The organism is Nocardia sp. NBC_01377 (assembly GCF_045040005.1).
Classification (GTDB): Bacteria; Actinomycetota; Actinomycetes; order Mycobacteriales; family Mycobacteriaceae; genus Nocardia; species Nocardia noduli.
In genome coordinates this window covers 2471407-2494018 of the sequence record NZ_CP109566.1, presented here as the reverse complement: position 1 = coordinate 2494018, position 22612 = coordinate 2471407, and the positions used below count along the sequence as shown (strand labels likewise).

Genomic DNA, 22612 nt, shown 5'->3' with positions numbered 1-22612 from the left:
AGTCGTTCCCGGCAGCAGGCGGAGTTGATCTCGATGACCGAATACCCGAACACGACGTCCTCATCGCCCCGCGGCAGTGGCGATTCCTACGACGACATCGAGCCCCGGTTCGACGAACTCGGTGCCCTCGACGAATCGGACCCCCGACGCCGGGTGATCCGCGAAGAGATCATGCGGCGGTGTCTGCCCTTGGCGCAGAATATCGCCCGCAAGTTCCGGGGTCGCGGAATCGATGACGACGACCTGCGCCAGGTCGCCTACCTCGGGTTGGTCGGGGCGGTCGACCGTTTCGACCCCTCGCACGGTTCGAGTTTCCTGTCGTTCGCGGTCCCGACGATCATGGGTGAGGTTCGTCGTCATTTCCGCGACCAGTCCTGGTCGGTGCGAGTGCCGCGCGGCACCAAGGAAGTCCACGCCAAGATCGGGCCCGCGACCGAGATGCCGGCGCAGCGACTGGGCCGGATGCCGCGTCCGTCGGGGATCGCCGCCGAACTCGACCTCGACCGCGGCGAGGTCACCCACGCGCTGGTCGCGGCCAACGCCTACCGCGCCGATTCCCTCGACACGCCCTTCCACGACGAGAACGGCGAAGGTGACAACCCCGTCGTGGCCCGCATGGGAGCCGAGGACACCTCCTACCGGCAACTCGAAGACGCGATGACCGTCCGGCCACTGCTGGAAGCCCTTCCCGCCGAACAACGCCAACTACTGGTGTGGCGGTTCTCGGAGAATCTGTCCCGATCCGAGATCGCCGAACGGCTCGATGTCTCCCAGATGCAGGTCTCGCGAAAGCTGACGCGCCTGTTCACGCAGCTGCGCGAGCAAGCCCTCGCCGATCCCGACATCGAGCAGAAACCGGCCACAGTCACCCATATCCGCCGCCGTGTGGCCTGACATCGCGGTCTCGGATCGTGCCGCGCGAGGAGTTCAGATGATCGACAGCACCGAAATCAACGAGATCGCCGCCAAGGCAGCCGTTCTCACCGAGGAAGAGGGCACGATATCGGGCGATCTCGATGTCACCGTCGACGACACCGGCAAAGGGCTGGTCCGCTATCGCGAGACCGAATCCTGGTACACCATCGGGAATTTCGAGGCAGAACCGCCACGCACCTGGAAGACCGTCGCCGACCTCGCCGCCGCCGTCGAAGCCGAGGCGAACACGCGCGACGCCGCCGGAAATACCGTGCCCTTCCAGGCATGAAGCGCGCGTGTTTGCCGGACCGACCTCCGGGTAGCCACCTGAACAGGACCGCGTGCAGTCGGCGCGCCGGTTGCACGCGGCGGAAACGAGGCTGTCCATGAGGTTCATCGGTGCGATTCTCTGCTCGACCGCCGCGGTGGGCGCGTCTCTGACCGTCCCCGCCGCGGTCGCCACCTCCGCGGTGCACTGCACCGCCGAATTCGGTGCCGACGACACCATCGTCGACGGTGACACCGGATGCCGCGCCGTCGGTGACGAAGCAGGACAGGCCCATGCGGCCGGATACGGCGGAGTCGGCTACGCCCGCGCCACGCTGGGCGCGTCGTCCCTCGGGGTCGGCATAGCAGGGGGTGTCGGAGCCAGCGAGGGATCGGGCGGTGTTCCGCTCGCGTTGGGCTTCGGTCCCGACGCGATGGCCTCGAGTTCGGTAACCGACGACGACCCGGCCGACGGAGCGGCGAGAGCGGTGGCGATCGCGTTCTTCGGTTCCCGCGCTCAGGTCGGCGCGGTCGAGGGCTCGGTGCAGTGCTTGGGTGCGGGAGCGATCGCCTGGGATGAGGGCACCGGGGCCACGTGCGTGGGGACACCGTTCGGAACCTGGGCGTCACTGCCGCGATAACGTTCGCCGCGCGATGCTCGCGCTTCGGAGAGCGGCGCCGATCGTGGTTGCCACGAAATCCGACGTACAGGCGGATGTGCGAAATTGCCTGAAGGTCCGACCGAATGAGGTCTCGAAACATCGGCGGGGCAAGAAATTCGAATAGTTGGAATCTCCGTTTCAGCATCCGACCCAACCCCGCGATCATTTGACCAGAATCTTCGCGGCGGTGCTCGAACAGCTCGGTTTCGGCCAGACCACAGCAAATGATATTCGACCGTGGATATGATTCAATTCTGTACCGTTATTCATGTAGCGACGAAATTTTCAGGCCATCCCTTTTCGGGCACAACCACTCGAGTAGCTCAGATATGTTCTTCAGCAACATGATTCACTGCGATTCGCGCTCGACCGCCAGGCGACACATCGAAGGATTGGCACTGGACAGAATATTTCTTCCGCAGGCAGGAATTTAGCGCAGCAAATCATCAGTGACATTCATCGCCACAACGAGGAAGATCGACTGATAGCCACTTGTCCGCAATAAATAGCGGATCAGACGGCACAACAGCCCAGAACGGCTGTTGCCCCGAATTCTCCCAGGAGGTTGCGGTGACAAATGGTGCCGCGTCGGCCGAGACGTCCGTTCGGGTGGAGTGCTGCGACCTCTGCATCGTCGGAGCCGGGATCACCGGGATCAATGCCCTGTTCGTCGCCAGTCGGTACATGTCTCACTCGCAGAAGGTCATCCTCATCGATCGCCGCGATCGTTCCGGCGGTATGTGGGTCGACACCTACGACTATGTGCGGCTCCACCAACCGCACGGCCTGTTCACCGCGGGCAACATCGAATGGACTCTCGGCCGAGATCGCTCGTACCTGGCAACAAAGGACGAGGTGCTCGCCCACTTCGACCACTGCCTCGAGGTTGCGAAGCAGCGAGTGCGGGTGGATCCGTACTTCGGCTGGGCGCTGGAGTCACATCACGAGACCGCCGGGCTCGTGCGGATGCACTGCACGTCGTCGGACGGCCGACTCATGGTCGTAGAAGCGAAGCGACTGATCAAAGCCGGCGGATTCGGGGTTGTGCCCAACGACCCGCTCGAGATCTCCAGCTCACGTGTCGTGTCGGTCTCACCCGACTTCTGTGACATGCGAGGGGACGAGATGCGGTCGAGCGATACTCCCGTGTGGATCGTCGGCGGCGGAAAGACCGCGATGGATACCGCCCACGCGCTGATCACGGAATACCCCGGCCGGGAAGTGAATCTCGTCGCGGGTTCGGGCACGTTCTTTTCGAGCCGCGACCGTCTGTTCCCCACCGGCGGCCGACGATGGTGGAGCGGCACAATGACTTCCGGAATTTTCACGGAACTGGGTCGGCGCTTCGACGGAACAAACGAGGCCGATATCGCGACCTGGCTGCGCACCACCTACGGCACCTGGCTGACCCCCACCACGGGCAACTTCCTGCTGGGCATACTGTCCGAATCGGAGAACGAGACCATCGCCGCGGGCCTGAACGACGTGATCACGGATCACGTCGTCGACGCCGTCGACCGCAACGGCGATACCAACCTGGTGTTCCGTAGCGGATCGACGAAGACGATTCAGCCGGGCAGCTGGATAGTGAACTGCACCGGATACATCCTGCGTCACGATCTCCCCTACGAACCCTACGTTTCCGACAGCGGCGCGGTCGTCTCGGTGCAGCCGCGCTCTGCCACACACCACCTGACGTCGTACATGGGCTATTTCCTGACCCACCTGCTGTTCCTGGACAAACTCGGGGAGATCCCCCTGTACGAACTCGACGCTGCGGCCCTGAAGAAGAAATCGAACGCGGCATTGCCGTACGCACTCGGGTCGCTGACCATGCACAACCTCAGCCTGATCGCCGACAGCGTCCCGAACAAGGTGCTGCTCGACTGCGGACTCGACCTCGATCACTGGTATCCCCTGCCGCGCCGGATAATCGGCACAACGCGGTTCCTGCTCACCCACCGTCGCGGACGCGAGCACCTCCGCCAGACCCTGGACACCATGCGTGAACGATTCGATATTCGCTGCGGCCCACTGAGCCACGGGGTAGCCGTCGGCTCCTGAATCCGGGTCGATGCGCCGGGTTCCGGTCCGTAGTGCAGGATTACCCGCGAGCCGGTTGCTGTGTCCGGCAGCCGATCCGGGGAGTGCGATGACCGTGCCGACAGTCGAGAGCCTGCGTCAGCGACTGTCCGAAGTCCTGGCCGAATATCTGGTAGAGAGTCGTGAAGATTCGTCGGAAACCGTGCTCGTCTTTCACGACGGCGACGAGATCCGTCTGTGGTCCGAGGACGACACCGTCCGGGCGGAAATCGACACCTCTCAGGGCGGTCCGGAGATATGGGTTTTCGGACCGGGTCGTGACGACGTGGAAGACTTCGTCGAAACCGCCCTGTGGGTTGTAGCCCCGGAGGAATGATCAGCCTCGCCCCCGTGGACGCGCCTGCTTCCACGGGGGCACCGTGCGATACAGGTACCGCTCCGAGGCTCCGAAATGCCACGACCACGACCACAACCAGAAAGTACTCGACTGGGAGGCAGGACAAGCCGGGCGAAGGTGGCCGAAGTCCAACGGAGACATCCGAGCTCGACAGATGCTCCATGAGAAATGGCGCGACACGATGCTCTCCCCCGACCGCGACGTCCACTTCTATGTCGGCAACCAGAACCAACACCGTCGCTCCTTCTCCGTCCTCGGCGTCTGGTACCCGAAGACGGAGCTGGCCTTGTTCTAGACGTGCACCACCGCGGCGTTGGGGCGGACTTCCAGAAGTCGATGCACGACGAGTCGCGGTGGCACTCGGCGTGGTCGTGCTCGAAGCACAACAGCGCCACAACGCCACCGTCGAGAAGCTCGGACACGGGCGCGAGGGCATCGGTCGCAGCGGCGCTGTCGAGAACCTCGCGGTACCGGGCACGGGACTCCGGCTCACCGGCGGTGTCGGAGGTCCCATGGGGCCCAATGGTGCATCAACAGCCGTGGGCCGGGGCGACAACCTCTCGATACGCTGGGCACAGGGATCGAACGGCCAGGACATCCCCAACCCGATCGCCGAGATCTCTCGATCTCGGCGGATATCGAACAATCCGTCACTGGCGACCATCCCGGGGCCGCGTGCCTCGACGCCGCGGCTCTGGCTGCCGATCCTCCCGCGCGATCCGGTCGGTGATGTCATCGACACTCGGCCCGCTGCGCTTCGACGGCCAGAACACCACCCACTGCAGCACGAACAGCGGCACCCCGATCGCGACCGTGTACCCCAGCCCACTCCATGACGCTCACAGCCCGGTCCCCTCGCCCGCAGCCGACGGCCGGGTGTGCCCCGCCCCGTAGCCGGCGTAGCGCACCGACCCGAACAGGCTGTGCAGATCGGCCACACCCGTCACCGCACGCTCGAGACCGTGCACATGCTCGAAACTCTCGACGACAACAGCGTGAGCACCGAGAACATTCACCCGTTCGAGCAATCGGAACACCCACCCCTGTTCGCCGGGGTCGATCGTCAGGACGTCGGCGATCGACACGCCGTGCTGGGCCGCGATCCGGTCGAGTATCGGAAGTTTCGCTCCGATGTCTTCGGTCAGATCCACACTGACCACTCCCACAGCATCCACAAGCCCACGCCTCCAGTCCGATTCGAACGGCATCCGCCGCCGGAGCACTCGCCCGCGCGGGCCCGGTGGTGTGCACCGGATGAGTAAGCGGCGCGGTGTCGATCCGGCAGCGGGCTCGAATCCAGCCTCTCGGTCGCAGGTACTCGAGACCAGCGCGCGAAACACGCGCTGCCGATACGATTCCGATACAGGCGATTTCGGGCGAGCGCAGGGGGCTGGATGATCGTCAACACGTGGACGGCCGTCGAAGTTCGGGCACTGCGCGAAGCGGCGCTGCGCATGACTCGCGAGCAGTTCGCCGAACGCCTCGGCTGGGCGACGTCGACCGTGCAGAAGTGGGAACACGGCGGCTCGCGCGCTGTCCTCGGCGACCGGGCCGCCACTCTCGATACGACACTCGCCGAGCTGTCCTCGGAACAACTCGCGCGCTTCACAGCCGCGTTGACCGAAGCAGAGTCGGACCGAAGCAGGCACCCTGGAACTGCGGCCGCGACCTCCGCGGCCGATGAGGAGCACGACATGCGACGGCGCACTCTCGGCACACTCGCACTCGCTGCCGCCGCGACGAGCCTCGCCCCGGCCCGCGTCGGCGGAAGCGACGCCATCCGTTTGGAGGGGATCGCCGCCGAGCTGAGCGCGGCCGCCCAACGATCGGGGGGTGTGGGCCTGGTCGGCGACGCACAAGGCGCACTCGACAGAGGGCTCGCGCTACTGGACAGTGGCACCTTCGATGGTGATACCGGCCGGATGCTCATGTCCGCTGTCGGTCATCTCGCCACGACCACCGGTTGGTTGGCCTACGACAGCCACCAACATGCCCTCGCCCGCCGATGCTTCACAGAAGCCTTGTCCTTGGCGGCTACCGCGGACGATGACGGACTGATCGCACGCGCGTGCCTCACCGCCTCGTCGCAGCCGATCTCGTCGGCCCGCAACGGGCAATGCTCCGCCTCTCGCGCACTGCCGCTGATCAGCCGTGCCGCCGACGCCATGCACCGAAAGCCGCCGTCGCGCATCCATGCATTGATCGCCGTCAGGGAAGCGTCCGCACTAGTACTGCAACGGCACTCGGCGCTCAGGTAAGTGGATGTCCGCGTCGCCGGTAGTGGCTGAGGCGGGCTTGGTGCTGGCGTCGTCGTCGCCAGGTCGACCATGACCAGATGTGATCGGCGGCATGGCGTGGGGTGAGGACGAACGCGATGAGCAGGCGGCGGATCTCCGGTAGCGTGAGAGCGATCATGCCCTCGTCGAGGTCACTGGTTCCCCTTTTGCAGCAAGGGTTTTCGACGCGGCGAGCCATGCCAGGGCGAGCATCGACAGGGTGATGTGGGCGTGCCAGGCCCGCCAGCTGCGGACTTGGTAGTGATCGAGTCCGGCTTCCCCTTGGCCTGCTGGAACGCCTCTTCCACATGCCAGCGTGACCCGGCCGTCCAGGCCAGATCGACCAGCCGGGCGGTGGCGGGGCCGTAACAGATGTAGTAGGCGATCTCGAGTTCGCCTCTGCTGTTGGGTGTGAGCGAACGTCGCGCCAGCAGCCAGTGTCCTCGCCCGGCGGCCCAGGTGCCCTCGATTTGGCGGCGCGCCCAGTCGTATTCGCGCGGTCCGTGCGCGCCGGCGCCGACCGAGAGCCGCTGCCAGGTGCGGCCGCCGAACTCGGCGACCAGATCATCGGCGCGCGCGACACGGTCGGCGCGGGTGGCCATCTGGTGGTCGCAGCGGGTGGCCATCACGTAGAACACGTCGTGGTCTTCGCACCAGTCCCGTAGGTAACCGGCCTGCCCGTAGGCCTCATCGGCGGTGAACCACCCGAACGGCACCTTCGCGGCCAACGCGCGTTCGAGCATGGCGATCATCAGCCGGGGTTTGGTGGCGAACTCGACCTCGTCGGGAATCCCAGCGTCGCGGCAACGCTCGCGATCGCTGGTCCACGACTCGGGAACATAGAGTTCCCGATCGATCAGCGCGTGCCCCTGCTTCGACGCGTACGCCAGGAACACCCCGATCTGACAGTTCTCCGTACGCCCGGCTGTGCCCGAGTATTGGCGTTGCACCCCAGCAGATTTGGTGCCCTTCTTCAAGAACCCGGTCTCGTCACCGGCCAGCACAGCGTCAGGGTCGCCGAGGTGTTCGACCACGTAGTCCCGCACATCGTCACGCACCCCCTCGACATCCCAATCGGCTTTGCGCAGCAGCCGCTGCATCCCGTCCGGGCACCCCTCACCAGCGCGTTCGGCCAGAGTCCACCCGTTCTTGCGTTCCAAACCGGCCAGCAGGCCCGACACGTACTCCCGCGCCCGCTGCCGCGGCTCGGACCGCGCGAACCGGGAACCTATCCGAGACATCAACGAATCCAACTCGGCCACAACACGATCCAACACCACATGCCAGATCTACCAGCACACACTCAACCGAGTGCCGTTGCAGTACTAGGCGTCCTGGGAGACCGTGACGGTTTCAGTCGAGCCATCGCTACGGCGTGGCGAGAGTTGGAGCGCGCCGAACAGTTCGAACCGATCGGTGACTGCCCAGCGTGGCTGAGGTTCGTCACCCCCCAAGAGGTCCGCGGGCACGAAGCCCGAGGCTGCGCCGATGTCGGCAAACATCGCGCGGCCCTCGCCCTCTTCGAAGTCGCGGTGACCGAGCACGCCAGCCCCGGCAACACCGCGAACACATGGGCGTGGGCTGCGTCGGGCCGCGCCCGAGTCGGCGATTTGGACGGCGCGCTGGAGGGAGGTACACCAGTGCTCGAGCAGTTGGAATCCGCGGTGACTTCTCCCCGAACCCTGACGGCGCTGAGGCCGGTGCGACAAGCAGTGCGGAAACTTCCCGCCGCATCCGAATTCTGCGCGCGATTCGACGCACTCGAGGCCGAGAAGGTGACCACGTGATCGAGTTCCGCCGCTACAACTCGGTCGAGGCGCGCGAAATCCGAGACACGGTGCTGGACATCTTCACTCGGTCATACGTCGATGCGATTGCGTCGGGGGATCCGTTCGAGTCGGCGGACGCGTTCGGGAAGCGATTCGACGCCTACACCCGGGGTGCCGGTTTCGATCTGGTGATCGCCCACATTTCCGATATCGCTGTCGGACAGTCGTGGGGCTGGCCGTTGGGGACGGAATCGGCATGGTGGGGCGGGCTCGAACTCGATGACGCCACCATCGATCGAGCTGAATTCGTTGCCGAAGACGGGAAACGTACCTTCGCACTCAGCGAGATCATGGTCGACGCCGATCACGCCGGGAAGGGGCTCGCTCACAGCTTGCACGACGAATTGCTTCGTCCGCGTGGTGAACAGCGAGGAACATTGCTCGTTCGGCCGGACAACGAGCGCGCATATGCCGCCTATCGGCGTTGGGGCTGGTCGCGAGTCGGGACGCTGACCCCGAGGTGGGACGACGCGCCGACCTTCGATGCGTTGGTACGCGCACTGTCCTGATCTCCCAGCTTGGGAGAAGCTCTCCGCGGTGCATCGGTCGCCCAGTTTCACCGCCTCGGCGAAATCGTGGGTGACGAACACGATGGTCTTGCCCAATTCGGTTTGCAGCCGCAGTAATTCATCCTGCAACGACGGCGGAGCACACGCGTTCCTGCTCGACACCGCCGTCGCCACCGACATGCGCCGTCAACGCATCGGGACCGGTCTGGTCACCGCGCTGATCGACGACCTACGCGATCTCGGTGTCGACCCAACGTCGGGGCAATACCTTGAATCCGCTGGTGTTCTCGGTGCGTTTGACGACCTGAACAGAAAGTGCGAGTACATATTTCGACCATTCGACAAGCCGCCCGGCATAGCCGCCGTCGCCCCAGACCAGCAACACGGTCGCGAACTTCGCGCGCATCGCGGCGAGCAGCCGGATCGCGCCGTCACGGTCCTGGATCGAGGCGACGGTGACCACGACGACCAGTAACAGCCCGAGGCTGTCGACCGCGATGTGTCGTTTGCGGCCGTTGGTCCTCTTCCCGGCGTCGTAGCCGCGGCTGCGAACAGGCACCGTGTCGGCGCCTTGTACCGATTGACAGTCGATGATCGCCGCCGTCGGCTGTGGTGCCCGCCCAGCGTAGGCGATAGCGACGATGTCGGCCTGGCCCAGATCCTCGGTGCGTAGCGTCGCTTGGATCGCGGCGGCCTTGGCGGGCACGTCACGGCGTCGTGCCCGCTTGAGCGCGGCGGTGATCTGGCTGATTGTCAGCCGTGCTGCGGCGGCCGGATCGGGTGCCTTGGCCAGCAGTTCCAGAGTGCCGGCGCCCGCGAGCCCAAGTGGTTTATCGGCCAAGACCTGTTGGGTCAGTCCCCGACGCCCCCGGATGAGGCGCACTTGCTGACCGACATACCGGTCAGCTTCCGGTTGTGGCGTACCCTCCCGTCCTCACCACGGTCAAAACAAGGCACCTGGCCGCTGTCACATCGGTCCATCGGCCACCGCGAAGAGCGGTTTCCCGTGCCCGCAGATTCTCGAGGGTCTGAGAGCGCGTCTGAGATCTCGGTCACCGGCTGGCGTGTGACGCCGGATATGTAGAGGGACTCCCGGTACGACTGAGGTTTCCACACCAAGACGTCACACCGAGAGTCCCTGTGCCAGTGTCGCTTACCTGCTTGTGCTTGTCGTGCCCAGCCCACGGCGAGTCGCCGAAGTGCCCGTTCTATCCGTCTTCGTCGCTGACCGACCCGCAGTGGGCGATCCTGGAGCCGCTGCTTCCGCCACCAGGCAACACCGCCGGTAAGGGCGGCCGACACGAAAAGTGGTCGCGGCGGCTGGTGTGCGACGCGATCTTCTACCTGTCGCGCGGCGGGATCGCGTGGGCGCAGCTGCCGCACGATTTCCCACCTGCGAAAACCGTGTACGACATCTACCGGCGATGGACGAAAGCCGGTGCATGGCAACGTATCCACGATGCACTGCGTGATCGTGCCCGAGTCGCCGCCGGTCGGGCGCCGCAGCCGACCGCGGCGGTGATCGACTCGCAGACCGTGCGCGGCGCCGACACCGTCGCAGCGGGTACGGCCGGATACGACGCGGGCAAGAAGATCAAAGGCCGCAAACGCCACATCGCCACCGATACCAGCGGGCTACTGCTGGCCGTCGTGGTCACCGCCGCCTCGATCCAGGACCGCGACGCCGCGCACCGACTGCTGGCCGCTGTCGCGGCCCGCTTCGCCACCATCACGCACGTATTCGCCGACGGCGGCTACGCCGGGCGACTGGTCATCTGGACGAAATCTGTTCTCGCCCAAACTATTCAGATCGTCAAACGCAGCGACACCGCCACCGGGTTCGAAGTCCTGCCACGCCGCTGGGTAGTCGAACGCACATTCGGCTGGCTCGTCAAACACCGCCGATGCGTCCGCGACTACGAAACCCGCCCCGACCACCACGAAGCCATGGTCTACATCGCTGCCATCCACACCCTCACCCGACGACTGGCTCACGCCAGCACACCAGCCACATGAGATCCCAGACGCCCTCTGAGGTACATCAGGCAGGACGTGCGGTACGAACGGACACCGCGTAGCTGCGATATGACGATGTCGAGCGGGCCCGTTAACGGATGCGCACGCCGCGAGGAAGACAGTGCGTGAAGATCAACAAATTCCTCGTCCTTGCCGCATGTATTGTCGCCGCGGGCTGCGCGTCGAACGACGACCAGGCGACCGACAATCCCAGCAGCGCTGCCGCCGCGACCACCACATCCTCGAGCGCCGACTGCCCGTATCGGGCCAAGAGCGGCTTCTGCTTCTCTGCCCCGACGGGCACGACCGCACAGGAATCGACCGACAAGGTCATCTTCGCGCGCGCGGCCGAACCGAAGGCGGCACAGGATCTGGTGATCCGAACCGAATCGTTCCCCGCGACACCCGAGTTCGTCGCGAGCCGTCGCGAATTCGCGCGAGGTGGCACCGGCGCGGCCGACACCACCGTTGTCGAAGACATCGAAATCGCGGGCGGCAAAGGGTTTTACGTGGCGACGCAGTCCACGTCGAATGTGCTCGTGACCGCACTCGTTCCCGATGGCGACAAGTTCCACCAATGCACGGTCAATGTGTATGTGACCGACAAGGACGCGCTCGTGAACGAGATCCAGGCCTGCAAGTCGCTGAAGTTGGCCCGTTGACCCCACCTACAGGCGCACGCGACTGTTGATGCCCGTGAGCCTCGGCCTCTATCTTATCTAGACAGATCGGTCTCGATATCGAACAGGGAAGGCGAGTGATCGCGAGTGGACAGGTGTTGGAGGCGAGGAAAGCCATCGACATCATCGGGCGACCGAGATGGCGGCGCCGCTTCCCACCTGTTTCGGGCGACATGATCGTCGGCGCCCGCCGACGCGGCGACACCACGATGCGGGCTGCCCTGCACGAGCAATGGAACGCGCCGTTGCACGTCGTCGACATCACACGGCCTGAACCCGCTGCGGGCGAAGTCCGTATCGCGGTGCGGGCCACCAGCGTGAACCCGATCGACATATACACCGGGCTCAACGCGGGTTACGAGCAGTCGATGCGCCTGCCGTTCGTCCCCGGATGGGATGTCGCGGGCGTGGTGGACGCCCTCGGGTACGGGGTCACCCGCCACGCGGTCGGCGACCGACTGTTCGGCCTTGCGTCGTTCCCCTACCCCGCGGGCGCCTATGCCGAATACCTGACCGCACCGGCTTTCCACTTGGCCTCGATGCCGGTGTCGAGTTCGTTCGCCGAAGGCGCCTGTCTGCCGATGGCCGCGCTGACCGCGTGGCAGATGCTCGACGCGTGCGAGGTGTCGGCCGGTCGGCGCGTACTGGTCAGCGGCGCCTCGGGCGGAGTGGGCCACCTGGCGGTGCAGTTGGCCGTTGCCCGGGGCGCCATCGTGATCGCCCTCGCCCGTCCCCGATACCACCGACTTCTGTCCGACCTGGGTGCCACATCATGCGTGGACTACGCCGATCCCTCGGCGGTGCGCGCTATCGAAGAGGTCGACGCGGTGATCGACCTCGTAGGACACGATTTCGGCAGGTCGCTGTTCGATCTGACGGCAGCAGGCGGCACTGTCGCGCTCGCCTGCGCTTGGTCGATACCGAACTATCGGGCCGCCGCCGACGCACTGGGGATACGAGCGGTCTCGTGCCTGGTCGAACCGGATTCCGCCACTCTCGACGCGGTCGCGGCACTGACCGACGCGGGGCGGCTCCGCGTCGTCGTCGGTGCGAGGTTCGCACTCGCCCATGCCGTCGAGGCACAGCAATGGGTGCGACGACGCGAAGGATTCGGCAAAGCCGCCATCGAGGTCACCCCCGAATCGATATGAGCGAGAAGGCCAAACAACTGCGCGGGCCTGCCGTCCGCGAGAAATTCATCGACGTCGCCACCGACCTCTTCTATGCCAATGGCGTTCATGCCGTCGGCATCGACGAAGTGATCAGCCGGACCGGTATGGCCAAAGCCAGCCTCTATCGCCGGTTTCCCAGCAAGGACGATCTCGTCCTCGCGGTACTACAACGCCGCGACGACCAATTCTGGGCGGCCTGGGACGAGACCGCGACACGCCACCCCGACCCGAGGGCACAGCTCGATGCCCAACTCGCCCGGATGCAACGACTCGCGACCGGAAAAGGCTACCGGGGCTGCGCGTTCGTCAATACAGCCGCCGAATTCGACAGCGAGGCAAACGAATCGATCCGGCGTCGCTGCCTCGCGCATCAGGAAGAACTGCGCCGCAGACTCGGTACGCTGACCACCGAACTCGGCACCGAGGCACACGACCGCGCCGAACGCCTCGCCGACCAACTGACCATCGCGATCGTCGGCGCGTTCGCCGTCGGCGGGCTGTACCCGACCGGCGGCCCCGCCGCGCAGCTCCGGGCGCTCGCCGACGACCTCATCGCCGCGACCGTCGGCGCCGCACCACCCGCCGATCCCATCCGCTGAGCCGACGGGCGAGGTCGGCGGACGTTTCCATTTGATGCGTCGCGGCTCACCCGGTGGTCAGTTGTTTGACCTGCCGAACGACGGGCGCGGTCTCGATCCGTTGGATTCCGTCGAGGGTGGCGATTCGGTGGGTGAGGTAGGTGTAGAGGGCTTCGGCGCTCGGACAGATCACCGCGGCCACTAGGTTGCTCGGCCCGGTGGTGGCGGCGGCGAAGGCGACTTCAGGATGCACGGCGAGCTCGGCGCCGACCGATTCGAGCGCGGCCGGTGTGGTGCTGAGCCACAGCAGCGCGATCATGTGATAGCCGAGTAGACCCGGATCGAGTTGTATATCGAAGTACAGCGTGCCCGTGTCGCACAGCCGGGTGAGCCTGCGCCGGACGCTGGGTTCCGACAGTCGGGTTACCGCTCCCAACCTGGGATGGCCCGCGCGTCCGTCTCTGCTCAACTCGGCCACCAGGGCACGATCGATGGAATCGGGTTTCGGGGCGGACACGCGGGTCCGCGCGATTGGTCGCAGTGCCGAAATCTGTTCGGCGGTCATGGCATCGATCTTGGCGAACCATCCGTCCGGTCCGCCGTAGAAGGTGTGCAGCAGCCGGTGAGCGTCGACGGCGACGATCGATGACGTGCGCGGCAACTGTCGCAGCAGTAGCGATTCAGCGGTCTTGTCATCCTCGGAGTCGATGAAGCAGACCAGTTCCGCGCCGCCCTGCACGAGCACGATGAATGAGGTATCGGCTCGGCGGGCGAGGGCGCCCGCGACCTCTTGGGCGGTGTCGGGCGCGCAGCGCAACCGGACCGTCCACCGTGGCCTTTCGCCCTCACCGGCACCGAACCTCCCGAGAATCCGCAGACCAGCCGATGAACGCAGGCGCCGGAACCGACGCGCGACGGTGTGCGGCGAAACATCGAGTACCTCCGCGATCGAGCTGAAACTCGCGCGACCGTCGAGTTGGAGCGCCTGTACCAGTCGCACATCGAGGGGATCGACTATGAGCGATTTCGTCATCTCGGCCGCTACTCCTGCTCGAAAACGTCGGATACACCGGCACGCATCGCCCGGACATCGATAGTCGCACGACACTGGCATCCACAGTCGAACCGATGAACGAGGGTGCACTATGTGGGATGTGGCGATTGTCGGCGGTGGGCCCGTCGGCTTGTTCCTGGCGGCGGAACTACGACGCGGCGGGGTATCGGTTGTCGTCTACGAACGGAAATCGCGGGGTGCGGGCGGGCCCGAGGACGGTGGTGATCGCGGGCTGCAAGCCAGAACACTGCAATTGCTCGGCTGGCGCGGGTTGCTCGACAGGGTGCGAGCCCGCGCGGCAGCCGAGAACGGCCCCGGCATCGCGGATTTCACCGGCGCACCGGGCGAGCAGGCGCCACCGGAAATCGCCGAGCTCGTCGAAAGCTGGGGCACAACGCGTTTGAAAGGGCACTTCGCGATGCTCCCGTTGATCGACCGGGACGACGTCCTCGCCGATGTGCCAGGACAACTGGAGGTTTGGCAGGATCGGCTGGTCGAGGTCCTCACCGAGCACGCTCACGACAGCGGCGCGGTATCGCGCGACGGCTACGAAGTCACCGACGTCACCGATCGTGGGAACCATGTCCACATCGGCTTCTCGGACGGCTCGACGGAGCAGGCACGATGGCTGGTCGGCTGCGACGGCGGTTCGGGCATCGTGCGCACCGGGTTCGCTTTCGACAGCACCGATCCCGCCATGCACGTGCTGATGGCGCACGCCACGCTCGAACCAGCCGATCTGGTACAGCCCGGTATTCACCGGACCGCTACCGGTCTGATGTTCGTGAACCCGCCGCCGGGCGAGATCGTCGTCGTCGAGTTCGACCGTCCGGCACCCGACCGGCGCGGTCCTGTCGGTCGAGCCGAATTCACGGACGCGATCAGGCGGGTCAGCGGCGCTGACATCACTGTCACCGCGTTCGAACGAGCGACTCGCGTCACCGACTACGCCCGTCTGGCACGGAACTATCGGCGCGGCCGGATACTGCTGGCCGGTGATGCCGCGCACCTGCACTCCCCCATGGGCGGTCAGGGACTCAATGTCGGACTCCAGGACGCGGCCAACCTCGGATGGAAACTCGCCGCTGTCGTCGCGGGCGGTGACGTCGATCTTCTCGACAGCTACGAGCGCGAACGCCGACCGGCGGCCCAGCGCGTCCTGCGTAATACCCTCGCCCAGAGCGCCCTGCTGCGCACCGACCCGCACAGCGAGGCACTGCGCGCGGTGGTCGCCGAACTCATCGAGCTGCCCCAGGCCAAACGTCACCTCGCCGAAATGGTGTCGGGAACCGCGAACCGACTTCCCACACCAGCGGGTCGCCATCCGCTGGAGGGAACTTTCGCCCCGGCCTCGGTACTCGCGGCGATACCGTCCGACGCCGTGGGCCCGGTCCGCGTACAGCCCGATGGACTACCCGTCATGGTTGTCCGCCCCGATGGATACATCGAGTCGGTGCCCTGAGCACGCAGTTCGAGGTGCCGATGACCGACAGCAGCAGCCGGGGGTGCGGCAACCGGCTGGACCGGGTAGGGGCCGAACCGCCACACCGAACGACACCTACGCGTCGGCGTGTTCGGTAGCCGGGCCGGGATCGGCTGCCTCGAGGATGTGCCGCACCCGCCGCGCCAAAGCGATCCCGAGGTCGAGATTGTTCTTTTCGGTGAAGTGGATACCGTCGATGCCCTCGGTCCGTATCACCGAACCCGCGTCGAGGAATTCGACACCCATGAACGTCGCGAGCGCTTCGTATACCCGGGCCAGCTCGATCGTCTTCTCTCTTCCGCCCGCGAAGGTCATCTCGAACCACGCGTCGTCGATCCGCGCGAGGGGCGGTGGTGCCACGATCAGCACTTTCGGTGCGGGATAAAGGGTGCCGATGCCTCCCGCGGCGGCCAGCACCTGCCCTACCAGCACCGACATACCGATGCCGATGTCGAAGGCGGAGCGGCCCAGATAGCTTTTCGTGTCGTTGGTGCCGAGCATGATGATCGCGAGATCGAGGGGCAGGTGAGTCGCCAATGCGGCGGGGAGGTACGTCGAGGCATTCAGGCGCGGGTCGGTGGGATCATCCGCTGTCGTCGTCCTGGCGCTGAGTCCTTCTTCGATGATCGAGTAGTCACTGCCGAGTTGATCGGCCATGACTCCGGTCCAGCGGATATCGCGCACGTATCGCTCGGTCGGAACAGGAGGGGACCTGGGAACCCATCCCCATGTCAACGAATCCCCGAAACACAACACTCGCCTGTCAGCCATAGGTGACCCTTCGTCCTCGGAACACGCCCATGGTCGCACAGCGCTCACGTCCGCTGGAGCGGCGTAGTACCCGACCTGTCGGGTTACCGGCTCGGCGGGCAGAATGCCTGGCATGCAATCGGTGGTGGTGACGGGATCGTTCGCGACGCATCTGGCAGGCATGGACGAGGCGGCACTGACAGCGCTGCTGCACGCTCGCCCCGACGTACGGACCGTACCGGCGCCGCGCGATTTCGACCAGCTCGCCGAGCGATTGAGCGGACCGGCGTCGCTCACTGCCGCGATGCAACTGCTGAACGAAGATCTGATGGCCGTCGGGCGCGCGATCGCGGCACTGGGAACGTCGGCGACGGTCGTGTCGGTGGCGCGGCTGCTGGACGCGGACGAACACCAGGTGCACGCCGCCGTCACCGAGTTGAGTGCCTGCGGGCTGGCCTGGATCGAGGTAGACCGACCGTGTCTGCCGGAGCCGTTGGCGCAGCACTGGGCAGCCGAGATCGGGCGCGGCAAGCCTGCCGCGACCATCGCGCGGACGGTGTACGTCGATGAGCTGCGTGCCACCGCCGACGCCCTCGGCATCGCCTCGACCGGGCTGCGCAAAGCGGAGTTGGTCACCCGGGTGGTCGAGACGATGACCGACGTCCGGGGGATGGCCGCGCGGGTATCGGCGTTGCCGAAGAAGTCACGCGATCAACTCCGTCAGCTTCGCTTCGGTGTCACCGAACCCTATTACGCCTTCCGGCAAACACAGTCGCGCCCGGACCAGAGTCGGCCACTCGCCGAGGCGGGTCTACTGCTGCGGGTCAACCACCGCTGGGAGGTGCCGTGGGAGGTGGCCGTGGCGTCGTGGCTCGCCGAGACCGCACCCACGCTGAGCGGACCTCCCGACCTCGCGCCCACCTCGGTACCCCAGACGAGCGGGCGCGCGGCGGCCGAGGAGTCGCTGCGCACGATGACCGGGCTGCTGGACGAGGCGTCGGCGACCCCGATCCCGGCGTTGAAGAAGGGTGGCATCGGGACCAGGGAACGCACCCGATGGGCAAGCAGGCTCGCGGTCTCCGACGACGCCTTCGTGCTGTCGGTCGACTTGGCCTTCGCGGCGGGACTGTTGGGCCCCAGCGAGACCGGGTATGCCCCCACCACCGCCTACCGGTTGTGGCGCGACGAGCCGCCCGCACGGCAATGGGCAGCGCTGATCGCCGCCTGGTTCGAACTCGAGCACGCGCCGACCAGTCGAGAAGGCGCCGACGACAAAGATGTTCCGCCACCGCTGCCACTCGGCTCGACGGCGGGAGTGCTGCGGCGCGCACTGCTGCGCGCCGCGGCGGGCGGACGGTCGGTGGCCGCCGCCGGGGAGCGGATCGACTGGTTCTGCCCGTTCCACGGTTACCCGCCGCAACTGCGCGCGACCAAGATCGCCGCCGCGATGTGGGAAGCGGAGTTCGTGGGAGTCCTCGCCGGGGACGCGTTGACCGAATACGGCGAAACACTCGTTGTTGTCGCCGACGCCGCCGAGCCGGAAACCCTCGTCGAGGATCTGGCGCACCAGGTGCGACTTCCCGACATCCCGTGCTCGGTGACTCTGCAGTCCGACCTGACCGCCGTGGTCGCCGGTCGTCCCAGCCCCGATCTCGCGGACCTGCTGGCGGTCGCGGCGGCACCGGAAACCAAGGGGGCGGCGGGTGTGTGGCGCTTCACCCCCGAGACGGTGCGAGCGGCGTTGGACGCGGGAACGACAGCCGAGAGCCTGCTCGCCCAGCTCGCCGGACTGTCCGATCGCCCGCTGCCGCAGCCACTGGAATTCCTGGTCAACGACGTCGCGCGGCGACACGGCCGCATCCGAGTACGCGACATGCTGTGCTGTGTGGTCGCCGACGAGGTGACGATCACCGAACTCCTGCACACCCGTTCACTCGCCGGACTGGATTTCGCGCGGCTCGCGCCCACGGTGCTGTCGAGTCCACACGACCGCGACACCGTGCTGACCCGTCTGCGAGCCTCGGGCCACGCCCCGACAGCGGAGGATTCCTCGGGGGCGGTGATCGTGCGATCACGACAACGCCACGTCGCACCCGAGCCTCGATCTGTACGTCGGCGCGTTCGATCGAGCGCGGCCGAGCTGTGCGTCGCGCTGGTGAGCGGAGTACCGGCGGCCGAACCCGAGGACAACGAATTCACCACAGCCCTGCGTCGGCTGAACCCTCGCCTCGGCGAAACCGAGATCGCGCTGCTCGCCGACGCGGTCGCCAACGACTACGAGGTGATCATCAGCTACCTCGACAAGAACCGGAAACACACCGTCCGCCCCATCACCCCACACGGTGTCCGCCACAAATGGCTGGAGGCGTGGTGCCACCTGGCCGAGGCCCACCGGGACTTCACCGTCGCCAACATCCTCGCCGTCGAGCCGATCGACTAGCTGGTACTCCAGCCGGACTTCCGGTTCACGGTGTGAGTTGGGATCGTCGCTGGTAGTGGCTGCGGCGGGCGCGGTATTGGTGTCGGCGTCGCCAGTGCGACCAGCGCATCCGGTAGCCGGGGTTGTGGATCGGCGTGAGAACCGGGGTGGTGAGCAGATGCCGGATTTCGTTGCGGGTCAATGTGATCAGGTCGGTGGAAGCTGGTTCGGTGGGGTGGGTGATGGCCGCGACGGTGAGGAAGGCGTGGGCGAGCATCGCGAGCAGGGTCCAGCGGTGCCAGGAGCGCCAACCCCGGACTCGGTGCTGGTCCAGGCCGGTCAGGGTCTTGGCGGATTGGAAATTCTCCTCCGTCGACCAGCGTCGACCGGCCACTTTCACCAGCCGGGCCAGTGACACCGGTTGCCTGTTCCAGCAGCGGTAGTACGCGAGTTCCCCGGTGTGCTGGATGCGGCGGATCACCGGCCAACAATGTCCGGGGCCGGGATTGTCGCCGTCGGCGCCGATCTCGATCCAGGCCCAGTCGTAGACGCGGGGGCCTTTGGCCCCATCACCGGCCGAGAGTAGCTGCCACGCCCGTTTCGGCAAGCTTTTCGCGAGGATATCGGCGCGGACGCGGCCGGTCGGTGCCTCGAAGCGATGATCGCAAGCGACAGCGAGAACGTAACCGGTGCCGCGGGCTCGGAGAGCGGCAGCCAGTTTCGGGTCACTGCCGTAGACCTCGTCGCCGGTCACCCACGATGCGGGGACATCGGCATCGAGCGCATCGATTCGCAACCCATGCTCATCGACTACCGCCGACGCGAGCAGATGAGTTCCGCGCGCACCCGCTCGGCGGCCGCGGACAGGGAATCGCGGTCGGTGACATCGGAGGGAACGGCGAGCACCCCGTCACCGAGTTCTGCGGCGAGAGCGTCGATCCGTCGGTCCGACGAGCCAGCAGCGCGACCCGATAGCCCGCACTGTGCAGGGCACGGGCGGCCGCCTCACCGATGCCCGAGGAAGCACCCGTGACAACGGCGGTGCGAGGGGCGTTCGATGGGGTGGTCATGGCGTCCTCCTGGTGTGATGCCGACTTCGATACTCGGTTCTCGGCGTCCCGAGCGCGCTGGCGCGAGCACCTGGGACGACCCGCGTGTTCGGCGTCGGGGTCGGTGACCGCGTGTGTCCGGGATAGTGGTCTCCCCGGCCCCAGGCTTTCTGGTCCGCCTCGGTGATCTCGGCGAGTTCGCGCAACTCGTCGGTGATGGAGGTGACCTCTCCGGCGCGGATGTGCTCCAGGAGATGGGAGACGCGCGTCGTGCCGGAGACGGGCAAGTGGCTGACCAGCACGATCGCCAGGACCGCACGCCCGTGCCGGGGGTCGGTGGCGCCCGTGCGGGGCGGTGCGATGGCGCAGTCCGTACTCACGCCACCATTCGACGTCCTACCGACGGTCTCTGAAGTGACCGTTGTTCCGTGTACCGATAGGTCCTCCTTCCCGAGACCGGAAGGACCTACCGTGGAGGGCATGGACAACCGGACCGAGGTGAGCGAGTTCCTGCGGACCCGACGCGCACGGATCAGCCCCGAACAGGTGGGCATCATCACCGGAGCCGGTCATCGGCGAGTGCCGGGCCTGCGCCGTGAGGAGGTGGCGCTGATGGCCGGGGTGAGATGCCGGTTACACCTCCCGAATAGCTCTCGGCAGCTTTCGGTTCCGCGTGCAGTCGAGTGGACAGGTCCGGCAGATGCCGCGGGATTCGAGTACAGCATGTTGGCAGGTGTCGAAACGCTCCGAGTGCCTGTGAACAAGTCGATCGTTCGGCGGCTCCGATGGCTGAGCTGCGAAAATTCTGAGCGCCTGTTGTGGTGCTCCGGTGGGCGTTCAGCGATTCCCGGCCCGATTTTGCTCGACCGCGGCCACGAAATCCGGGTGCGCGGAAATGATCAGCTGGTCGGCTGTTTCGTTCGTCCAGACATCGGCGAAATAGCGGGAGCGACTCCAGGACAGCACCGCCACCAGCACCGCGATCGGCATGCATCCGGGCACGATCACGAAAGCCAAAGGTAGATAGAGCGGTTCGAGTTCAAGGGCTCGTGCGATGAGGACGGCCGCGATTGTCAGTGGTATCGCCAGCAGTGCCAACAGCGCGATTCGACGAAAGCGCCGGACCGCGTGGAGACAGAACTCGCAAGCCGGGCAGTCGAAGCGGACGCGCGCAAGGACCGGGGCCGCCCGCCCGGGTTTCACGGACCGCAACAAGGCTCGCGGTGTCGGCAGCTCCGATAGTGGGCCACTAGAATTGACTGTGCAGGCACGGGTCTCACTGGCGGTGATACCGTGCTCGCTGCACAGCCCCGGCATCGGCTCGGTGAGAACGAGCTCCGTAGGGGCCGATGAGAGAGTCGGCGTCCAATCCGGGTTGACCTCGGTGTCGAAAACCACCTGCGCCCTGGTCACTGCAACCATCCGCGCTGTCGGCGGTCCCGGAAGTGTTCGTCGTCCTCGTCGTCGTCATCAGTCGGGGCTACGATGCGATCGCGGTTGGGCTTGCGGGTACCTGGGATTACGGCGTTCCCGGCGGGCGCCGACTGCGCCGCAGGAGGGGGTGTCGGCTGGTCCGACGGCCGCTGGTCCTCTAGTGGCTCGGACCGGAGTCGCACCAACTCGGCTTGGCCCTGGGCCGCCAGCCGTTGTCGTTCCTCCTCCGACAAGTCCGCGAACTGCTGCATGGCGGCGGGCAACGTGCGATCGAGCACCCGATTGAATGCCTCGCTATGCATCAATTCGCGAGCACTGCCCTTGCCTTCGAGGACGCCGCGCAACTGCTCCTTCAATTGCGGATCGGTGGCGGTATCCATCAGCACCCGAATCGCCCGGGACAATTGGCGCGAAGCTCCGAGATCGCCATGGGCCAGATCATGAATCGGCTCGGGCGCGTTCATTCAGGCTCCAGGGTGATCGTAGGTGGCGGTGGGCAGGCTCGGCATATCGGCGGACTCGATCACCGCGACCACACCGAAGCCGACCCCGGCGATGGCCTCGAGTGCGACGTACGCGGCGTTGAACTTCTCGACCAGCAGACCCCATTCCGCGATCACCTTCGCCGTGGTCGCGGCGGCAGCGGCGACGAGGGCCGCCGTTGCGAAGATTCCGACGCCGGTGAGCGCTGAGGCCTCGGCCGCGGCCCACTCGATCACCGCCATCGCGGCCCAGTCAAGCAAGGTCTGCAAGGCATTACTCATGGCGGTCGAGAGATGGTACGCCGTCGACGCGAAGCGGTTGATCTCGGCCGCCATCTCCTTCAATGGCTCGACCTGCGCGGAAATCGCTGTCGAGAGCTTCGTGAAATAGCCTTGGGCGCTGGTTGCCGCGTTACCGTCCCACGTCGCGTCGACAGTCGTCGCGGCGGATTCGACCGATTCGGAGAAGCTCGCGCTGTAGGAAGCCAGGTTTTCCACCGCCTTGCCCGCCTTCTGCAGGGCCTCCCAATCGCCGGAGATCTTGGTGGTGAGCCATTCAGCGGGTCCGTCCCGAGGACGTTTTCGCACCACTTACAA

General features: G+C 66.0%; 26 protein-coding genes and 4 pseudogenes. 17 read left to right on the top strand and 13 right to left on the bottom strand.

All coding sequences use genetic code 11. The features are described 5' to 3' along the window. Positions 1-33: 33 nt before the first annotated feature. The 6 genes from OG225_RS11370 (at position 34) to OG225_RS11345 (ending at position 4579) form a co-directional block, all read left to right on the top strand. Positions 34-894, top strand: a complete 861-nt coding sequence (locus OG225_RS11370) for a SigB/SigF/SigG family RNA polymerase sigma factor (protein ID WP_405181632.1) — start codon at positions 34-36, stop codon at positions 892-894. Between the two features lie 37 nt (positions 895-931). Next, on the top strand, positions 932-1204 hold the full coding sequence (locus OG225_RS11365) for a hypothetical protein (RefSeq protein WP_405181631.1): 273 nt from the start codon (positions 932-934) through the stop codon (positions 1202-1204). Between the two features lie 97 nt (positions 1205-1301). After that, on the top strand, positions 1302-1823 hold the full coding sequence (locus tag OG225_RS11360) for a DUF6764 family protein (RefSeq protein WP_405181630.1): 522 nt from the start codon (positions 1302-1304) through the stop codon (positions 1821-1823). 591 nt (positions 1824-2414) lie between these two features. Next, on the top strand, positions 2415-3908 hold the full coding sequence (locus tag OG225_RS11355; protein ID WP_405181629.1) for a potassium transporter: 1494 nt from the start codon (positions 2415-2417) through the stop codon (positions 3906-3908). 88 nt (positions 3909-3996) lie between these two features. Next, positions 3997-4263: a hypothetical protein gene (locus tag OG225_RS11350; protein ID WP_405181628.1), complete on the top strand. Its 267-nt coding sequence runs from the start codon at positions 3997-3999 to the stop codon at positions 4261-4263. A 175-nt stretch (positions 4264-4438) separates the two neighbouring features. Then, positions 4439-4579, top strand: a complete 141-nt coding sequence (locus OG225_RS11345; protein WP_405181627.1) for a hypothetical protein — start codon at positions 4439-4441, stop codon at positions 4577-4579. A gap of 115 nt (positions 4580-4694) precedes the next feature. Here the strand turns inward: OG225_RS11345 and OG225_RS11340 are convergent. Continuing rightward, positions 4695-4808: pseudogene (locus OG225_RS11340) on the bottom strand (hypothetical protein); the annotation flags it as partial. A gap of 315 nt (positions 4809-5123) precedes the next feature. Next, complete coding sequence (locus OG225_RS11335) at positions 5124-5435, bottom strand: hypothetical protein (protein WP_405181626.1); 312 nt, start codon at positions 5433-5435, stop codon at positions 5124-5126. A gap of 243 nt (positions 5436-5678) precedes the next feature. On the opposite strand from OG225_RS11335, the gene OG225_RS11330 reads away from it, so the two are divergent. Then, positions 5679-6542, top strand: a complete 864-nt coding sequence (locus tag OG225_RS11330) for a helix-turn-helix domain-containing protein (protein ID WP_405181625.1) — start codon at positions 5679-5681, stop codon at positions 6540-6542. Here OG225_RS11330 and OG225_RS11325 read toward each other — a convergent pair. Together OG225_RS11325 and OG225_RS11320 are read right to left on the bottom strand one after the other, a co-directional pair. Then, entirely contained in the window at positions 6535-6699 is a 165-nt protein-coding gene (locus OG225_RS11325; RefSeq protein ID WP_405178874.1) for a hypothetical protein, read from the bottom strand. The genes OG225_RS11330 and OG225_RS11325 overlap by 8 nt on opposite strands. Continuing rightward, positions 6696-7840 (bottom strand): annotated as a pseudogene (locus tag OG225_RS11320) (IS701 family transposase). The gene OG225_RS11325 and the pseudogene OG225_RS11320 overlap by 4 nt, the downstream one beginning before the upstream one ends. Positions 7841-7945: 105 nt before the next feature. On the opposite strand from OG225_RS11320, the gene OG225_RS11315 reads away from it, so the two are divergent. From OG225_RS11315 to OG225_RS11305, 3 genes and pseudogenes are all read left to right on the top strand, one after another. Then, the gene (locus OG225_RS11315) at positions 7946-8347 is read left to right on the top strand and encodes a hypothetical protein (RefSeq protein WP_405181624.1); all 402 of its coding nucleotides are present in this window, start codon (positions 7946-7948) and stop codon (positions 8345-8347) included. Beyond that, complete coding sequence (locus OG225_RS11310) at positions 8344-8898, top strand: GNAT family N-acetyltransferase (protein WP_405181623.1); 555 nt, start codon at positions 8344-8346, stop codon at positions 8896-8898. Before OG225_RS11315 ends, OG225_RS11310 begins: the two co-directional genes overlap by 4 nt. An 82-nt stretch (positions 8899-8980) precedes the next feature. Beyond that, positions 8981-9091 (top strand): annotated as a pseudogene (locus OG225_RS11305) (hypothetical protein); the annotation flags it as partial. Between the two features lie 36 nt (positions 9092-9127). Here OG225_RS11305 and OG225_RS11300 read toward each other — a convergent pair. Beyond that, complete coding sequence (locus OG225_RS11300) at positions 9128-9739, bottom strand: transposase (protein ID WP_405181622.1); 612 nt, start codon at positions 9737-9739, stop codon at positions 9128-9130. A gap of 326 nt (positions 9740-10065) precedes the next feature. Here OG225_RS11300 and OG225_RS11295 point away from each other — a divergent pair, with 326 nt between their 5' ends. From OG225_RS11295 to OG225_RS11280, 4 genes are all read left to right on the top strand, one after another. Next, positions 10066-10914, top strand: coding sequence for an IS5 family transposase (locus tag OG225_RS11295; protein WP_331758169.1), 849 nt, complete (start codon positions 10066-10068; stop codon positions 10912-10914). A 125-nt stretch (positions 10915-11039) separates the two neighbouring features. Continuing rightward, positions 11040-11576, top strand: a complete 537-nt coding sequence (locus tag OG225_RS11290) for a hypothetical protein (RefSeq protein WP_405181621.1) — start codon at positions 11040-11042, stop codon at positions 11574-11576. Between the two features lie 95 nt (positions 11577-11671). Continuing rightward, the gene (locus OG225_RS11285; RefSeq protein WP_405181620.1) at positions 11672-12745 is read left to right on the top strand and encodes an NADP-dependent oxidoreductase; all 1074 of its coding nucleotides are present in this window, start codon (positions 11672-11674) and stop codon (positions 12743-12745) included. After that, positions 12742-13365, top strand: a complete 624-nt coding sequence (locus OG225_RS11280) for a TetR/AcrR family transcriptional regulator (protein WP_405181619.1) — start codon at positions 12742-12744, stop codon at positions 13363-13365. Before OG225_RS11285 ends, OG225_RS11280 begins: the two co-directional genes overlap by 4 nt. 46 nt (positions 13366-13411) lie before the next feature. Here the strand turns inward: OG225_RS11280 and OG225_RS11275 are convergent, their stop codons facing one another. Continuing rightward, entirely contained in the window at positions 13412-14377 is a 966-nt protein-coding gene (locus tag OG225_RS11275; RefSeq protein WP_405181618.1) for an Lrp/AsnC family transcriptional regulator, read from the bottom strand. A 121-nt stretch (positions 14378-14498) separates the two neighbouring features. Here OG225_RS11275 and OG225_RS11270 point away from each other — a divergent pair, with 121 nt between their 5' ends. Continuing rightward, complete coding sequence (locus OG225_RS11270) at positions 14499-15860, top strand: FAD-dependent monooxygenase (RefSeq protein ID WP_405181617.1); 1362 nt, start codon at positions 14499-14501, stop codon at positions 15858-15860. Between the two features lie 96 nt (positions 15861-15956). On the opposite strand, the gene OG225_RS11265 is transcribed toward OG225_RS11270, so the two are convergent. Continuing rightward, positions 15957-16652 carry an SGNH/GDSL hydrolase family protein gene (locus tag OG225_RS11265; RefSeq protein WP_405181616.1) on the bottom strand — a complete coding sequence of 232 codons (696 nt, stop codon included), beginning with the start codon at positions 16650-16652 and terminating at the stop codon, positions 15957-15959. Between the two features lie 112 nt (positions 16653-16764). On the opposite strand from OG225_RS11265, the gene OG225_RS11260 reads away from it, so the two are divergent. Next, entirely contained in the window at positions 16765-19071 is a 2307-nt protein-coding gene (locus OG225_RS11260; protein ID WP_405181615.1) for a helicase-associated domain-containing protein, read from the top strand. A 25-nt stretch (positions 19072-19096) separates the two neighbouring features. Here the strand turns inward: OG225_RS11260 and OG225_RS11255 are convergent, their stop codons facing one another. Genes OG225_RS11255 through OG225_RS11245 form a run of 3 tightly spaced genes read right to left on the bottom strand, consistent with a single transcriptional unit; the run spans position 19097 to position 20479 of the window. Continuing rightward, positions 19097-19846: a transposase gene (locus tag OG225_RS11255; RefSeq protein WP_405181614.1), complete on the bottom strand. Its 750-nt coding sequence runs from the start codon at positions 19844-19846 to the stop codon at positions 19097-19099. A 7-nt stretch (positions 19847-19853) separates the two neighbouring features. After that, a complete protein-coding gene (locus tag OG225_RS11250) occupies positions 19854-20120 on the bottom strand; it encodes an SDR family NAD(P)-dependent oxidoreductase (protein ID WP_405181613.1) in 267 nt (88 codons plus the stop codon). Beyond that, the gene (locus OG225_RS11245) at positions 20117-20479 is read right to left on the bottom strand and encodes a hypothetical protein (RefSeq protein WP_405181612.1); all 363 of its coding nucleotides are present in this window, start codon (positions 20477-20479) and stop codon (positions 20117-20119) included. The genes OG225_RS11250 and OG225_RS11245 overlap by 4 nt, the downstream gene beginning before the upstream one ends. 100 nt (positions 20480-20579) lie before the next feature. Between OG225_RS11245 and OG225_RS11240 the strand changes: the two are divergent. Further along, positions 20580-20723, top strand: a pseudogene (locus tag OG225_RS11240) (transcriptional regulator); the annotation flags it as partial. A gap of 213 nt (positions 20724-20936) precedes the next feature. On the opposite strand, the gene OG225_RS11235 reads toward OG225_RS11240, so the two are convergent. The 3 genes from OG225_RS11235 to OG225_RS11225 all read right to left on the bottom strand — a co-directional run bounded on the left by OG225_RS11235 (position 20937) and on the right by OG225_RS11225 (position 22603). After that, positions 20937-21197 (bottom strand): hypothetical protein, encoded by a 261-nt coding sequence (locus OG225_RS11235; RefSeq protein WP_405183537.1) that lies wholly within the window; start codon positions 21195-21197, stop codon positions 20937-20939. Positions 21198-21508: 311 nt separating this feature from the next. Then, the gene (locus tag OG225_RS11230; protein ID WP_405181611.1) at positions 21509-21997 is read right to left on the bottom strand and encodes a hypothetical protein; all 489 of its coding nucleotides are present in this window, start codon (positions 21995-21997) and stop codon (positions 21509-21511) included. Continuing rightward, positions 21998-22603 (bottom strand): hypothetical protein, encoded by a 606-nt coding sequence (locus OG225_RS11225; RefSeq protein ID WP_405181610.1) that lies wholly within the window; start codon positions 22601-22603, stop codon positions 21998-22000. Between the last annotated feature and the right edge of the window lie 9 nt (positions 22604-22612).

What these genes read in the sequence shown, in the direction of transcription:
- OG225_RS11370 (WP_405181632.1), top strand. Translation starts at nt 34, where the DNA reads ATGACCGAATACCCGAACACGACGTCCTCATCGCCCCGCGGCAGTGGC.
- OG225_RS11365 (WP_405181631.1), top strand. Translation starts at nt 932, where the DNA reads ATGATCGACAGCACCGAAATCAACGAGATCGCCGCCAAGGCAGCCGTT.
- OG225_RS11360 (WP_405181630.1), top strand. Translation starts at nt 1,302, where the DNA reads ATGAGGTTCATCGGTGCGATTCTCTGCTCGACCGCCGCGGTGGGCGCG.
- OG225_RS11350 (WP_405181628.1), top strand. Translation starts at nt 3,997, where the DNA reads ATGACCGTGCCGACAGTCGAGAGCCTGCGTCAGCGACTGTCCGAAGTC.
- OG225_RS11345 (WP_405181627.1), top strand. Translation starts at nt 4,439, where the DNA reads ATGCTCCATGAGAAATGGCGCGACACGATGCTCTCCCCCGACCGCGAC.
- OG225_RS11330 (WP_405181625.1), top strand. Translation starts at nt 5,679, where the DNA reads ATGATCGTCAACACGTGGACGGCCGTCGAAGTTCGGGCACTGCGCGAA.
- OG225_RS11325 (WP_405178874.1), bottom strand. Translation starts at nt 6,699, where the DNA reads ATGATCGCTCTCACGCTACCGGAGATCCGCCGCCTGCTCATCGCGTTC.
- OG225_RS11280 (WP_405181619.1), top strand. Translation starts at nt 12,742, where the DNA reads ATGAGCGAGAAGGCCAAACAACTGCGCGGGCCTGCCGTCCGCGAGAAA.
- OG225_RS11275 (WP_405181618.1), bottom strand. Translation starts at nt 14,377, where the DNA reads ATGACGAAATCGCTCATAGTCGATCCCCTCGATGTGCGACTGGTACAG.
- OG225_RS11265 (WP_405181616.1), bottom strand. Translation starts at nt 16,652, where the DNA reads ATGGCTGACAGGCGAGTGTTGTGTTTCGGGGATTCGTTGACATGGGGA.
- OG225_RS11260 (WP_405181615.1), top strand. Translation starts at nt 16,765, where the DNA reads ATGCAATCGGTGGTGGTGACGGGATCGTTCGCGACGCATCTGGCAGGC.
- OG225_RS11250 (WP_405181613.1), bottom strand. Translation starts at nt 20,120, where the DNA reads ATGACCACCCCATCGAACGCCCCTCGCACCGCCGTTGTCACGGGTGCT.
- OG225_RS11230 (WP_405181611.1), bottom strand. Translation starts at nt 21,997, where the DNA reads ATGAACGCGCCCGAGCCGATTCATGATCTGGCCCATGGCGATCTCGGA.